This window comes from Streptomyces sp. 8P21H-1 (assembly GCF_013302945.1).
In genome coordinates this window covers 2,357-16,119 of record NZ_JABTYA010000130.1, presented here as the reverse complement: position 1 = coordinate 16,119, position 13,763 = coordinate 2,357, and the positions used below count along the sequence as shown (strand labels likewise).

General features: G+C 72.1%; 11 protein-coding genes. 4 read left to right on the top strand and 7 right to left on the bottom strand.

Features of this window, described 5'->3' with window-relative positions:
• Window positions 1-304: 304 nt before the first annotated feature.
• The 3 genes from HO151_RS02215 to HO151_RS02205 all read left to right on the top strand — a co-directional run bounded on the left by HO151_RS02215 (window position 305) and on the right by HO151_RS02205 (window position 5,462).
• Window positions 305-2,461, top strand: coding sequence for an NAD-binding protein (locus HO151_RS02215; RefSeq protein WP_173894441.1), 2,157 nt, complete (start codon window positions 305-307; stop codon window positions 2,459-2,461).
• 124 nt (window positions 2,462-2,585) lie between these two features.
• Window positions 2,586-4,448 (top strand): prolyl oligopeptidase family serine peptidase, encoded by a 1,863-nt coding sequence (locus HO151_RS02210; protein WP_173894440.1) that lies wholly within the window; start codon window positions 2,586-2,588, stop codon window positions 4,446-4,448.
• A 150-nt stretch (window positions 4,449-4,598) separates the two neighbouring features.
• Complete coding sequence (locus tag HO151_RS02205) at window positions 4,599-5,462, top strand: SURF1 family protein (RefSeq protein WP_173894439.1); 864 nt, start codon at window positions 4,599-4,601, stop codon at window positions 5,460-5,462.
• A gap of 291 nt (window positions 5,463-5,753) precedes the next feature.
• Here the strand turns inward: HO151_RS02205 and HO151_RS02200 are convergent, their stop codons facing one another.
• The 7 genes from HO151_RS02200 to HO151_RS02170 all read right to left on the bottom strand — a co-directional run bounded on the left by HO151_RS02200 (window position 5,754) and on the right by HO151_RS02170 (window position 12,669).
• On the bottom strand, window positions 5,754-7,112 hold the full coding sequence (locus HO151_RS02200) for a hypothetical protein (RefSeq protein ID WP_173894438.1): 1,359 nt from the start codon (window positions 7,110-7,112) through the stop codon (window positions 5,754-5,756).
• Window positions 7,109-7,777 carry a SigE family RNA polymerase sigma factor gene (locus HO151_RS02195; protein ID WP_368039389.1) on the bottom strand — a complete coding sequence of 223 codons (669 nt, stop codon included), beginning with the start codon at window positions 7,775-7,777 and terminating at the stop codon, window positions 7,109-7,111. Before HO151_RS02195 ends, HO151_RS02200 begins: the two co-directional genes overlap by 4 nt.
• A 453-nt stretch (window positions 7,778-8,230) precedes the next feature.
• Entirely contained in the window at window positions 8,231-9,280 is a 1,050-nt protein-coding gene (locus tag HO151_RS02190) for an aspartate-semialdehyde dehydrogenase (protein WP_173894437.1), read from the bottom strand.
• A 28-nt stretch (window positions 9,281-9,308) separates the two neighbouring features.
• The gene (locus HO151_RS02185) at window positions 9,309-10,583 is read right to left on the bottom strand and encodes an aspartate kinase (protein WP_173894436.1); all 1,275 of its coding nucleotides are present in this window, start codon (window positions 10,581-10,583) and stop codon (window positions 9,309-9,311) included.
• 260 nt (window positions 10,584-10,843) lie between these two features.
• The gene (locus HO151_RS02180) at window positions 10,844-11,503 is read right to left on the bottom strand and encodes a DUF5063 domain-containing protein (protein WP_173894435.1); all 660 of its coding nucleotides are present in this window, start codon (window positions 11,501-11,503) and stop codon (window positions 10,844-10,846) included.
• A 145-nt stretch (window positions 11,504-11,648) separates the two neighbouring features.
• Window positions 11,649-12,248 carry a recombination mediator RecR gene (gene recR / locus HO151_RS02175; RefSeq protein WP_149512236.1) on the bottom strand — a complete coding sequence of 200 codons (600 nt, stop codon included), beginning with the start codon at window positions 12,246-12,248 and terminating at the stop codon, window positions 11,649-11,651.
• A gap of 76 nt (window positions 12,249-12,324) precedes the next feature.
• Entirely contained in the window at window positions 12,325-12,669 is a 345-nt protein-coding gene (locus HO151_RS02170; RefSeq protein WP_173894434.1) for a YbaB/EbfC family nucleoid-associated protein, read from the bottom strand.
• Between the two features lie 330 nt (window positions 12,670-12,999).
• On the opposite strand from HO151_RS02170, the gene HO151_RS02165 reads away from it, so the two are divergent.
• Window positions 13,000-13,740, top strand: a complete 741-nt coding sequence (locus HO151_RS02165) for an SLATT domain-containing protein (protein ID WP_368039388.1) — start codon at window positions 13,000-13,002, stop codon at window positions 13,738-13,740.
• Window positions 13,741-13,763: the final 23 nt, after the last annotated feature.

Here is a 13,763-nt window from a genome sequence, read left to right as displayed (position 1 = left end):
CCGGAACCGAGGGCGGAGCCGGAACCGAGGGCGGAGCCGGAGGCGAGGGCGGAGCCGGAGGCGGAACCGGGTCGGTCGTGGTCACGGGAGAGGTACCTCCGGTAGGGGAGGGCTTCGTCGGTGGATCGCCCTCCACCTTCAGTACGCCCGTTCCGGCCCAGCTTCTCATCCGGGCCGGCGCGTACGGATCCGCGTCAACTCCCGTACCGCACACCGCTGTGCAACCACCCGTCCGGGTGAGGCACTCTGTGCTGTCGTGGAGAGCCTTCCGGATCAGAGCGGACCTGACGGTCGTGGTGCGCACATGGTGGTGTGCGGGGACGACGCCCTGGCGCACCGGCTGGCGGCCGAGCTGCGCGGTGTCTACGGGGAGCGGGTGACACTGGTCGTGCCGTCCGCCGAGCGGACCGCGCGGCCTCCGGTCGTCGGACGGGCCCGCGCCTCGACGCTGCTCGACCGCGTGTCGGCCGTCATGGGCCGGGCCGCCGGCAACGGCCTCACCGGCGCCAACGGCGACAGCAGGGACAGCAGGGACAGCGGCGGCAACGGCAGCAGCACCGACGACACCGGTGGCAGCGGTGACGGTACGTCCGGTCGTCGTGTCGGCCTCCCCGAGGAGCCGCGCCCGGCACGGGTGCTGGAGGCCGCGGTGCTCACCGAGGCCGTGCTCGCCGACGCCGGGGTCGAGCACGCCGCCGCGCTGGCGCTCGTCCACGACGACGACGAGACGAACATCCGCGCCGCCCTCATGGCGCGTCGGCTCAACCCGCGTCTGCGGCTGGTCGTACGGCTCTACAACCGTCGTCTCGGACAGCACATCGAGGCCCTGCTGGACCAGGCGTCCGCCCTGGCCATGGCGGGTGTCGGGGAATCCGCGGGTCCGTACGCGGCAGGTCTTCTCGACGCCTCCACGACCGTGCTCTCCGACGCGGACACCGCCGCGCCGGCGCTGGCCGCCACCGCGGTGGCCGGGACCAGCAAGGTCGTGCAGACCGACGGGCTGATGCTGCGGGCCGTGGAACGGCGGCCACCGGGGCCCGGCGAGGTCGCCGACCCCGGGCTGTGCACGCTGGCGCTGCTCTCCGCCACGGCCAGCGACCCGGCGGGCGCGGACGGTTCGGAGGGCAGCGGCGAGCACGGGCCGCGGCTGCTGCCCGACGAGGAGTCCGTGGCCGCCGCGACCGGTCGCGGCACCGTCGTCCTGGAGACGGTGTCGTACTCCGGTCCGTCGCTTCCCGCGGGCCGCGGCGTCCTGCCCGTCGGCATACCCTTCGCGGTGCCCTTCGGCAGGCTCTTCTCCCGGCGGCTGCGCTGGTCGTTCGCCGGTCTGGTGGCCTGTGTGGTCGCGCTCGCGGTCGCGTCGGTGGCGATCACGGGCGTCCATCCGCTGCACGCCGTCTACCTGACCCTCCTCGATCTCTTCGCCATCAACGAACCGGCGCTCGACGCCCCTCTCGGCCGCCAGATCCTCCAGTTGCTCTCCGGTCTGGTCGGGTTGCTGCTGCTTCCCGTCCTCCTCGCCGCCGTCCTGGAGGGCCTCGGTACGTTCCGCAGCGGGTCGGCGCTGCGGAAACCACCGCGGGGGCTCTCCGGTCACGTCGTCCTCCTCGGCCTCGGCAAGATCGGCACGCGGGTCCTCGCGCGCCTTCGTGAACTCGGCATCCCCGTGGTGTGCGTCGAGGCCGACCCCGAGGCACGCGGGCTCGCGACGGCCCGCCGGCTGCGCGTGCCCGTCGTCCTCGGCGACGTCACCCAGGAAGGCGTACTGGAAGCCGCCAAGATCCACCGGGCGCACGCCCTGCTGGCCCTGACCAGCGCCGACACCACCAACCTCGAAGCCGCCCTGTACGCACGGTCGGTACGCCCCGATCTGCGCGTCGTCCTGCGCCTGTACGACGACGACTTCGCCACGGCCGTCTACCGCACCCTGCGCGCCACCCATCCGGACGCGCTCACCCGCAGCCGCAGCGTCTCCCACCTGGCCGCGCCCGCCTTCGCCGGAGCGATGATGGGCCGCCAGATCCTGGGGGCGATCCCCGTGGAGAGGCGGGTGCTCCTCTTCGCGGCCCTGGAGGTCGCGAGCCATCCGCAGCTGGAGGGCCGTACCGTCGCCGAGGCGTTCCGCGCCGGGTCGTGGCGGGTCCTGGCCCTGGACACGGCGGCTCCGGCCGGGGCAGGAGTGGGGGCCGGGGTGAGTCGTCCCGCACCGGACCGTCCCGCGCCGGGCCGTTCCACGTCCCCGCCTTCGTCCCCGCCTTCGTCCCCATCTCCCTCTCCCTCCCCGTCCCCGTCCCCGCCGGGTCCGGGACGCGACGCCCCGGTCCCGGGGCGCCCGTCGGGGCTGGTCTGGGATCTGCCGCCCACCTATGTGCTCGGGGCCGGGGACCGCGTCGTCATCGCCGCCACCCGGCGTGGTCTCGCCGAGCTACTGGGGCGGGGTCCCCGGCGCATGAACCCCTGACAATCCGCCCTGACCTGCACGGATCCGGATTCTTCCGCTGCTGCGGCAGTCTGCGTCCGGGGAGTTTTCCACAGGCTGGGGGCCCTGTCGGCGCGATGTCGCCGGGTGCGTGCAGTATGGAGTCATGACTGAGAGCAACGGATCGGTCCCGCACGAGGGGACCATGCCCGACTGGGAGAAGCGCTTCCGGGCACCACGGGTGTCCCTGCCCGACTGGGCGGAGGACGCCCCGCACCGCTCCTTGTTCGTGTCGAACGCGACGGGGACGTACGAGTTGTACGCGTGGGATCGTGAGACGGGCGTCCAGCGCCAGGCCACCGACCGGCCCAACGGGACGACGGACGGCGTGCTGTCGCCCGACGGCGAGTGGATCTGGTGGTTCGACGACAAGGACGGCGACGAGTTCGGGATCTGGCGGCGGCAGCCCTTCGCCGGAGCCGGGGACAGGGGCGGGGACGGGGACGGGACTGCGACCGGGGCCGTTCCCGACGAGCCCGCCGCTCCCGGGCTCGACCCCTCCTACCCCGCCGGACTGGCGCTCGGCCGGGACGGGCGGACGGCGGTCGTCGGCCGGTCCACCGACGAGGACGGATCGACGATCCACGTCAGCCGGACCGGTGAGGACCCCGTCGAGATCTACCGGCACCGGGAGTCCGCCGGCGTCGGCGACCTCTCGTACGACGGCTCGCTGATCGCCGTCGAGCACACCGAGCACGGCGACGCGATGCACTCCGCGCTGCGGGTGCTTCGGATGGACGGCTCGACGGTGGCCGACCTGGACGACACCAAGGGCGGCACGGCCGAGCTGGGCCTGGAGGTGCTCGGGTTCGCGCCGGTCGCCGGGGACACCCGGCTGCTCGTCGGGCACCAGCGGCGCGGGCGCTGGGAGCCGATGGTGTGGGACGTGGCGTCCGGCGAGGAGACGGATCTGGAGCTGACCGCACGGCTGGACGGCGACCTGAGCGCCGAGTGGTACCCGGACGGCTCCGCCCTGCTCGTCGTCAACAGCTTCGAGGCGCGCAGCGAGCTGTGGCGCTACGACCTGGAGTCCCGCCGGCTGGAGCGGGTGCGGACGCCGAAGGGCACGGTCTCGGGGGCGACGGCCCGCCCCGACGGCAGCGTGGAGTACCTGTGGTCGTCGTCCGCCGAGGCGCCGGTGGTGCGCTCGACGTCCGGCGAGGTCGTCCTGGACCCGCCCGGTATGAAGGCACCGCGGTCGGTGCCCGTCGAGGACGTGTGGGTGGAGGGCCCGGGCGGCCGCATCCACGCCCTCGTGCAGCGACCGGCCGGGGCGTCGGGCCCTCTCCCGACCGTCTTCGACATCCACGGCGGTCCGACCTGGCACGACAGCGACTCGTTCGCGGCGGGCCCGGCGGCCTGGGTCGACCACGGGTACATGGTGATCCGGGTCAACTACCGGGGCTCCACGGGGTACGGGCGGGAGTGGACGGACGCCCTCAAGCACCGGGTCGGCCTGATCGAGCTGGAGGACATCGCGGCCGTCCGGGAGTGGGCGGTCTCGTCCGGGTCCGCCGATCCGGACCGGCTGATCCTGACCGGTGGCTCATGGGGCGGCTACCTCACCCTCCTGGGTCTGGGGACGCAGCCCGACGCGTGGGCACTGGGTATCGCCGCGGTGCCGGTCGCGGACTACGTGACGGCCTACCACGACGAGATGGAGGCCCTGAAGGCGATGGACCGCACGCTGCTCGGCGGCACTCCGGAGGAGGTTCCGGAGCGCTTCGAGGCCTCGTCCCCGCTGACGTACGTCGACGCGGTGAAGGCACCGGTCTACATCTCCGCTGGGGTCAACGACCCGCGCTGCCCCATCCGCCAGGTCGAGAACTACGTGGCCCGGCTCGCCGCACGGGGCGCGGAGCACGAGGTGTACCGCTACGACGCGGGACACGGTTCGCTGGTCGTGGACGAGCGGATCAAGCAGGTCGGACTGGAGCTGGAGTTCGCGGAGCGGCACCTGGGACGGTGACGAGGGCGAGGGCGAGGGACGGGGGACGGGGGACGAGGGCCAGGGCTGGAGCGAGGCCAGGGCGATGGCCAGGGCCAGGGCTGCGGTGACGGGGCGGGCCGGGGCACCCCTCGGCCGCGCTCCCCGCGGGGGCCCCGTACCTTTGGGGTTGTGTACCGGTTCCTGCTGACGCCCCGCTGGTGGGGGATCAACGTCTTCGTACTGTTGGCCATCCCCTTCTGCGTGTTCATGGGGTCATGGCAGTTGGGGCGGTTCGAGGACCGGGTCCAGGACCATCGCAGCGCCGGTGAGCAGGCCGAGGCGGCCAGGAGCCAGGCGGCCCGTCCGCTCACCGAGCTGCTGCCGGTGGACAAGGAGACGTCGGGCAAGCAGGCCACGGCGACCGGCCGGTACGGGCGGCAGCTGCTCGTACCGGACCGGGAGCTGGACGGCAGGAGCGGCTTCTACGTCCTGACCATGCTGCGCACCGACGACGGCAAGGCGCTGCCGGTGGTCCGGGGCTGGCTCCCCGGTGACGCCGACACCGCGAAGGCCCCGGCGGCTCCGGCGGGCGAGGTCACCGTGACCGGCGCGCTCCAGGCGTCGGAGACACCCGGGTCGAACGGGGTGCCCGCGGTCGGAGGGCTCCCCGCCGGACAGATCGGTGCGATCAGCTCGGCGGCGCTGGTGAACCTCGTGCCGTACCGGATGTACGACGCCTGGATCACCCTCGCCGAGGCCGACTCGGGGATGAAGGCCGTGCCCGCCACGGCCCCTTCGGACACCGGCCTGGACCTGAAGGCCTTCCAGAACCTCGGCTACACCGGTGAGTGGTTCGTCTTCGCCGGCTTCGTGGTCTTCATGTGGTTCCGGCTGCTGCGACGCGAGGTGGAGTTCGCGCAGGACGCGGAGCTGGGGCTCACGGAGGAGACCCCGGCGGACGCGGGGAACGCGGGGAACGCGGGGAACGCGGGCAGTGTGGAGAGCACGGAGAGCGCGGGGCCCCCGAAGGTGCCGTCCCCTCCCACGGCCTGACACCGGCACCGGGCACCGGGCATCGGTGCCGGTGCCGGGCATCGGTGCCTGCGCCGAGCATCGGTGCCGGTGCCGAGCATCGGTGCCTGCGCCGAGCATCGGTGCCTGCGCCGAGCATCGGTGCCTGCGCCGAGCATCGGTGCCTGCGCCGAGCATCGGTGCCTGCGCCGAGCATCGGTGCCTGCGCCTGCGCCGGGAAGTTCACCGGTCGGGCGGTGGGCCCGGGTGGTCACCCGGGCCCGCGGCTGCCGTCGCCGTGCCGGTCAGGGGGCAGGGGTCAGGGGGCAGGGGTCAGGGGGTGGACAGCATCCCGGTCCGGTAGACCGTGCCGGCGCACGCGTTGGACACGGTCGTCGAGGCCGACGGGGCGCCGCCCTCGGCCACGTAGGACACGCTGACGCTTCCGTCGACGGTCCCGTCGGTCCTCATGAGCTGCGTCTCCACGCCGGTGGTGCCCTCCGAGGACGTGCCGCCGCTGTCACCGGCCGGGGTGTCCGTGGGGGTCGGGTCGGGGGAGGGTTCCCCGCCGCCGGTGCCGCCGCTGGTCGGGCAGGCCGCCGACGGCACCCAGGCGAACTTCACGTAGTACGAACCGTTCGGTGGCAGCACCAGGGAGGAGGCGTAGGTGGACGGGTCGGGCAGTCCGCTCGCCGCGTCGCCCGCCGTGTGGAGGAGCGTACCGATCCGGGCCGGGTCCGCGGCGCCCAGCGCGGCCGGGGACACCGAGCCGCCGCCCACGACCGTACAGCCGGCGGCGGAGACGTTGGTGACCGTGAAGCTGCCGTAGACCGCACCGGTGGCGTCGGGTGCGGCGCCGCCGCTCGCGGCGGTGAGCTGCGTCGGCGTACAGGGCGGCACGCCCGCGCTGGGGACCGGGGGCGGGACGTCGGCGGTACTGCCGCCGCTGGTCTCCCTGTCCTTCTCCTTCTTGTCCTTCTTCTTTTCCTTCTCGGATTTCTCGGGCGCGCTCGGGGACTTCTCGGAGTCCTTCCCCGCGGAGGCTTCCTTGCCCTCGTTCGAGCCGCCCTGGGTCTGGGAGGCGTGCCCCGCCATGGACGGGTCGGCGTCGGGGCCCGAAGCGTTCGAGACGTGCACGAGGGCCGGAACGGCCGTGCCGACGAAGAGCGCGGCGGCCGCCATGCCGACGAGGGCCTGCCGCTTGCGGGCCCGCCTGGCCGGTACCGCGCGCCGCAGGTGGTCCAGCGTGCCGTCGGTCGGCTCGATCTCCTCCACGGCCTGGTGCAGGAGTCGCCGCAGGGCCAGTTCGTCGGAGCCGAACCCCTCCGCTCCGAGCCCGAGCCCTTTCAGACCGGGTCCGTCGCCCGAGCCGTCCGCGCCGTCCGCGCCGTCCGAGTCGCCCGGTGTGCCGTCCTCCTCCGGTCCGGGACCCGGCGGGTCGGCCGGGGGGCCGGCCTGTGAGGAGTCCGGGGAGTCCGACGGGAGGTCCGCCGCGTTCGCTTCCTTGCCCGAGTGATCCGAGCGGTCCGAGTGGTCCGGGTGGTCCGATTGGTCCGGGTGGCCCGACTCTTCCGGGCCCGTGTTCTCCGAGGGGCCGTGGTTCACAGTTCCGTTCCCAGCGTGCTGCTCATGCTCGTCGTCGCCGTGGCGACCGTGCTCGTCGTGGCGTGCTCGCTCGTCGTTCCCGCTCATGCCGGCGCCTCCATGGCGACACGCAGCGCCGCGATGCCGCGCGAGCCGTACGCCTTCACCGATCCCAGCGATATACCGAGGGTCTCGGCGACCTGTGCCTCGGTCATGTCCGCGAAGTACCGCAGGACCAGGACCTCGCGCTGGCGTCTCTGGAGTCCTTTCATCGCCTTGATCAGGGCGTCGCGCTCCAGCTGGTCGTACGCGCCCTCCTCCGCGCTCGCCATGTCGGGCATCGGCTTGGAGAGGAGCTTCAGGCCCAGGATGCGCCGGCGCAGCGCCGAGCGCGAGAGGTTGACGACGGTCTGGCGCAGGTAGGCGAGCGTCTTCTCCGGGTCGCGCACGCGCTTGCGCGCCGAGTGCACCCGGATGAAAGCCTCCTGGACGACGTCCTCGCAGGACGCGGTGTCGTCGAGGAGGAGCGCCGCGAGGCCGAGGAGCGACCTGTAGTGGGCGCGGTAGGTCTCGGTGAGATGGTCGACCGTGGTGCCGGCCGCCAGGGTCTCGTCGACGCCCTCGCGCTGGTTCGGGATGCGGGTCGACCGCGCTGCGGGCATGGGGGCGATCACCGGCATGCCGCCGCCGGACGTGCCGGACGTGCGGGCTCGGCGGGGCGGACGCAGGGACGTGCCGCGCGCCGGAACGGTGAATTCGAGTACCTCAGCCACGCCAGTTGGACACGCGTCCCCCCGTGGGGGTTGTACGCGACGGACATCGCTTTTACGTCGGACTGCATGCCAGACAGTGCGCTAAGTGCCCTCATACGTAAAAGCTCATCCCCTATGCCCCATATGAACGTGGCGTCCGGTCACCCCTGAAGGGCGACCGCAAAGACGCTCCCCGCCCTCCGCGTGGTTGCGGAGAACGGGGAGGAAAGTCGCCGAACGCCAGAGGCTCGCGTCAAAGTGGTACGGACCACAGCTCCGTCCACGACCGGACCACGAAAGTCGTACAGATCCTATAAATAATTCAGCTTAGGACCAGAGGATTTCCCGCCCGAACCTGCCGGAGCGGGCCGGCATGTCGCGAATCGCCCGACGTCACCCACACCCTCGACGCCTCCGGCGTCTTCCGGCACCCGGGCAGGTCACAGTTTCGGGCAGGTCACAATTTCGGGCAGGTCACAGTTCCGCAGCGACCAGTTCGGCGATCTGCGCCGTGTTGAGCGCGGCGCCCTTGCGCAGGTTGTCGCCGCACACGAAGAGTTCGAGCGCCGTCGGGTCGTCGAGCGCCCGCCGCACCCGCCCCACCCAGGTCGGGTCCGTACCGACGACGTCGGCCGGTGTCGGGAACTCCCCCGCCGCCGGGTTGTCGAAGAGCACCACCCCGGGGGCCGTGGCGAGGATCTCCCGCGCCCGGCCCACCGTCACCTCGCCCTGGAAGCGGGCGTGGACGGTCAGCGAGTGCGTGGTGACGACCGGCACCCGTACGCAGGTGACCGCGACGGGGAGGGAGGGCAGGCCGAGGATCTTGCGGGACTCGTCCCGCACCTTCATCTCCTCCGAGGACCAGCCGTCCTCGCGCACGGTCCCGGCCCACGGCACCACGTTCAGCGCCACCGGCTCCGGGAACGGCCCGGTGTTCTCCCCCACGGCCCGCCGTACGTCGCCGGGGGCCGTCCCCAGCTCCGTACCGGCGACGAGCTTCAGCTGCTGCCGCAGCGTGTCGACGCCGCGCTGCCCGGCCCCGCTCACCGCCTGGTACGAGGACGCCACCAGCTCGCGCAGACCGAACTCGGCGTGCAGCGCGCCCAGGGCCACGATCATGGAGAGCGTCGTGCAGTTGGGGTTGGCGATGATGCCGCGCGGCCGGACCCGGGCGGCGTGCGGATTCACCTCCGGCACCACGAGCGGCACCTCGGGGTCCATCCGGAACGCGCCGGAGTTGTCGACCACGACGGCACCCTTGGCGGCGGCCACCGGCGCCCAGTGCTGGGCCACCTCGTCGGGCACGTCGAACATGGCGACGTCGATCCCGTCGAAGGCTTCCTCCGTCAGGGCGACCACCTCGACCTGCTCGCCGCGCACGGCCAGCTTGCGGCCGGCCGAGCGCGGAGAGGCGACGAGGCGGATCTCGCCCCAGATGTCCGCGTGCTGGGACAGGATCTGGAGCATGACCGTGCCGACGGCTCCGGTCGCGCCCACGACCGCGAGCGCCGGGCGCCCGGTCATCGGCGTACGCCTCCGTACGGGGGGACGCTCATCGTCCGGTGCCTCCGTAGACGACGGCCTCGTCGCTGTCGGAGTCCAGTCCGAAGGCGGTGTGCACGGCGCGCACGGCCTCGTTGACGTCGTCCTGGCGGGTCACCACCGAGATGCGGATCTCGGATGTCGAGATCAGTTCGATGTTGACGCCCGCGTCGGACAGCGCCTGGAAGAACGAGGCGGTGACGCCCGGGTTGGTCTTCATCCCCGCGCCGACCAGGGAGATCTTGCCGATCTGGTCGTCGTAGCGCAGCGAGTCGAAGCCGATCGCGCCCTTCGCCTTCTCCAGGGCCTCGATGGCCTTGTGGCCCTCGGCCTTGGGAAGGGTGAAGGAGATGTCGGTCAGGCCCGTGGCGGCCGCGGACACGTTCTGCACGATCATGTCGATGTTGATCTCGGCGTCCGCGATGGCGCGGAAGATCACCGCGGCCTCGCCCGGCTTGTCCGGGACCCCGACGACCGTGATCTTGGCTTCGGAGACGTCGTGCGCGACTCCGGAGATGATGGCGTGCTCCACCTGCGCGTCCCCTTGCGGATTCTCGTTGCTGACCCAGGTGCCCGGCAGTCCCGAGAAGGACGAGCGGACGTGGATCGGGATGTCGTAACGGCGTGCGTACTCGACGCAGCGGTGCAGCAGCACCTTGGAGCCCGAGGCGGCGAGCTCCAGCATGTCCTCGGAGGAGATCCAGTCGATCTTCCGGGCCTTCTTCACCACCCGCGGGTCGGCGGTGAACACACCGTCGACGTCCGTGTAGATCTCGCAGACCTCGGCCTCCAGGGCCGCGGCGAGGGCGACGGCCGTGGTGTCGGAACCGCCGCGCCCCAGCGTGGTGATGTCCTTCTTGTCCTGGCTGACGCCCTGGAACCCGGCGACGATCGCGATGTTGCCCTCGTCGAGCGCCGTCCTGATGCGGCCCGGCGTGACATCGATGATGCGCGCCTTGTTGTGGACGGAGTCGGTGATCACGCCTGCCTGGCTGCCGGTGAAGCTCTGGGCCTCGTGGCCCAGGTTCTTGATCGCCATCGCCAGCAGGGCCATGGAGATCCGCTCCCCCGCGGTCAGCAGCATGTCGAACTCGCGTCCGGCAGGGATCGGGGATACCTGCTCGGCGAGATCGATCAGCTCGTCCGTCGTGTCACCCATCGCCGACACCACGACGACGACCTGGTGGCCGTTCTTCTTGGCGTCGACGATCCGCTTGGCGACACGCTTGATGCCCTCGGCATCGGCTACGGAGGAACCTCCGTACTTCTGCACGACAAGGCCCACGTGCGCTCCTCGCTCAGTCCGTCTCGTACCGCGTGACCGCGGTCGGCCCAGTCTAACGAGCAGCCGGTTCCCGCCCGGGTGATACCGCATCGTGAGACGTCCTGCTCACCAGCCGATCATCCGGGCCGGGGCCCGGTCGCTTCCGGACCGCACCCGCATCTGCCCATCCCGGACCCGTCCCACGCGCAAAGTGCGCCTGGTCACAGCTTCACCGCCCGGTGAGGCCGGTTCACCGCCCGGTGAGGGCCGGCCGCCGGGGGCTACTTGACCTGGCGCAGGCCCAGGGGTCCCGCGATCTCCTCGACCATGACGCGGCCCGCCTCCTCCGCGAGGGCGTCCTCGCTGAGGTCCTGGTCGGTGTCCAGGCCGTCCAGTTCCTGGAGGGGCTGGTTCAGCCGGACGTGGGCCACCAGGGACTGCAGGGCGCGGAGGGTGGCCGAGGCCGTGGAGCCCCAGTTGGAGAAGTACGAGAACTGCCACCACCACATGGCCTCGGTGGTGCGGCCGGCGCGGTAGTGGGCCATGCCGTGGCGCAGGTCCGCCATGACGTCGGCCAGGTCGTCCGAGATACGGGCCGGGACCGGAGCCTTGCGGGGCTCGTACGGGTCGAAGACCTCGGAGTAGACGTCGACCGGGTCGAGCATCTCGGCGAGCCGCTCGCGCAGTTCGTCGACGTCCGGCTCCGGGCCCAGGTCGGGCTCGTAGCGCTCGTCGGGGAGGATGTCCTCGTGCGCGCCCAGGCGGCCGCCGGCCAGCAGGAGCTGGGAGACCTCCAGGAGCAGGAAGGGGACGGCCGAGTCCGGCTCGTCGCCTCTCGCGACCTCGGTCACGGCGACGAGGAAACTCTCGATCTGGTCCGCGATCTGGACCGCGAAGTCGTCGGGATCCGGAGCGGTCGCGTGCAGCGTGGCATCAGACATCTAGAAGCCGGCCTTCCTCAAGAGCTCCGCCGGAAGGACTCCGCCGGACGGTTCGTCGAGAAGTTCGTCGAGAACTTCGTTCCGTGCATCGACCGGCCGCCCGGAGAACGGTCGCCCGGGGAACACTCGTTCGGGAAACGGTCGCTCAGACATCCAGCAGCCGCCTTCCCTCGAAGGCGCGTCCCAGGGTGACCTCGTCGGCGTACTCCAGGTCGCCGCCCACCGGCAGCCCGCTGGCGAGGCGGGTGACCCGCAGCCCCATGGGCTTGATCATGCGGGCGAGGTAGGTGGCCGTGGCCTCGCCCTCCAGGTTCGGGTCGGTGGCCAGGATCAGCTCCGTGACCGCGCCGTCGGCGAGCCGCGCCAGCAGCTCCCTGATCCGCAGGTCGTCCGGGCCCACGCCCTCGATCGGGCTGATCGCGCCGCCGAGCACGTGGTACTTGCCCCGGAACTCCCGGGTCCGCTCGATGGCGACCACGTCCTTGGGCTCCTCGACCACGCAGATGACCGAGAGGTCGCGGCGCGGGTCGCGGCAGATGTTGCAGAGCTCCTCCTGCGCCACGTTCCCGCAGGTGGCGCAGAAGCGGACCTTCGCCTTGACCTCCATGAGGCACTGCGCGAGCCGGCGGACGTCCGTGGGCTCCGCCTGCAGGATGTGGAAGGCGATCCGCTGCGCGCTCTTGGGACCGACGCCGGGCAGCCGCCCCAGTTCGTCGATGAGGTCCTGGACCACGCCTTCGTACACGGATTGCCTTCCTGTTCCTGCTTCGTACGTACGGTAGTTGGCGGCCGGTCTTCTTAGAAGGGACCGCCGGGTCGACTTAGAACGGCAGGCCGGGGATGCCGCTGCCGCCGCCCAGCCCCTGGGCCAGCGGGCCGAGCTTCTGCTGCTGGAGCGTCTGGGCGTTCTCGTTGGCCGCCTGGACCGCCGCGACGATCAGGTCGGCGAGGGTCTCGGTGTCCTCCGGGTCGACGGCCTCGGGGTCGATGACCAGGCCGCGCAGTTCACCGGAGCCCGTCACCGTCGCCTTCACCAGACCGCCGCCCGCCTGACCGTCGACCTCGGTCCGCGCCAGCTCCTCCTGGGCGTTCGCGAGGTCCTGCTGCATCTTCTGGGCCTGCTGGAGCAGCTGCTGCATGTTGGGCTGGCCACCACCGGGAATCACGATCAGCTCCTGGTTCCGTACGACTGCGGGACGACTACGGGACTACTGGACCGCCGTGCCTGCCGTGCCCGTCGTGTGCGGGCACGGACCTGTACGGCTTTCCGGCGGGTTTTCCGCCTTGGGATGAGCCTACGTGGTCTACCGGGCCGTCGCTTCAGCACTCTTTCGAGTGAGAGGGCGGGTTGGCCTATACCTGATCAACACCCACGTCCGGGCGGAAGTGCCCGGAAACGACGGCCGCAGCCGTCCGCCGGGGGGTAGGAAAGACGCGGCGCACCGACTCCGCATGCCGCGCTACCGTCACGCAACGTCATGATTAGGGAGCGCCGGGTGAGCAAGCCGGACATGCAGCCCGAGGGGTCGGGTGAGAACGGACCGGCAGGTCTCGCGCCCCGGGGGGCCGAGCCCGGCGACCTGATAGGGCGGGCCTTCCCGCTGGGCGACTGGGGCGAGCCGGCCGAGCGGCTCCACGAGCTGTACCGGTGGGTGGAGGCGGGGGCGCTCACCACGGCGTCCTGGTACCTCACCGACCGGGCGTGGAAGCGGCGGGCCGCGCGGGTGCTGCGGGCGGGGGCCGTCGTCGGGGCCCTCGCGGGGGCCGCGCTGCCCCTGCTGGACCTCGCCGGGGTGCTCGGCGGGGGTTCCGCCTGGGGGTACCTGGCCCTGCTCGGCGCGGTCGCCTGTGTGGCGGGGGACCGCTTCTTCGGGGTGACCTCCGGGTGGATGAGGGACGTGGCGACGGCCCAGGCCGTGCAGCGCCGGTTGCAGGTACTCCAGTTCGACTGGGCGGCCGAGTGCGTACGGGAGGTGCTCGGTCCCACCGAGGGGACGGCGGGGGAGGCCGCGGAGCGGTGCCTGGGGGTGCTGCGGAGGTTCTCCGAGGACGTGACGGAGCTGGTGCGGGTGGAGACCGTGGACTGGATGGTGGAGTTCCGGGCGGGGGTCGTGCCGGTCGCCTTCCAGGCGGGGGCGGGCGGGGGCACGCGCGGGGAGGCGGTCCCGCCCCGGCCACCGCTTCCGCCGGGGGCACGGCCGAACATGCCGCGGCAGCGACCGCCCGAGCCCCGGTAGGACGGCTGGGCCCCGGTGTCGGA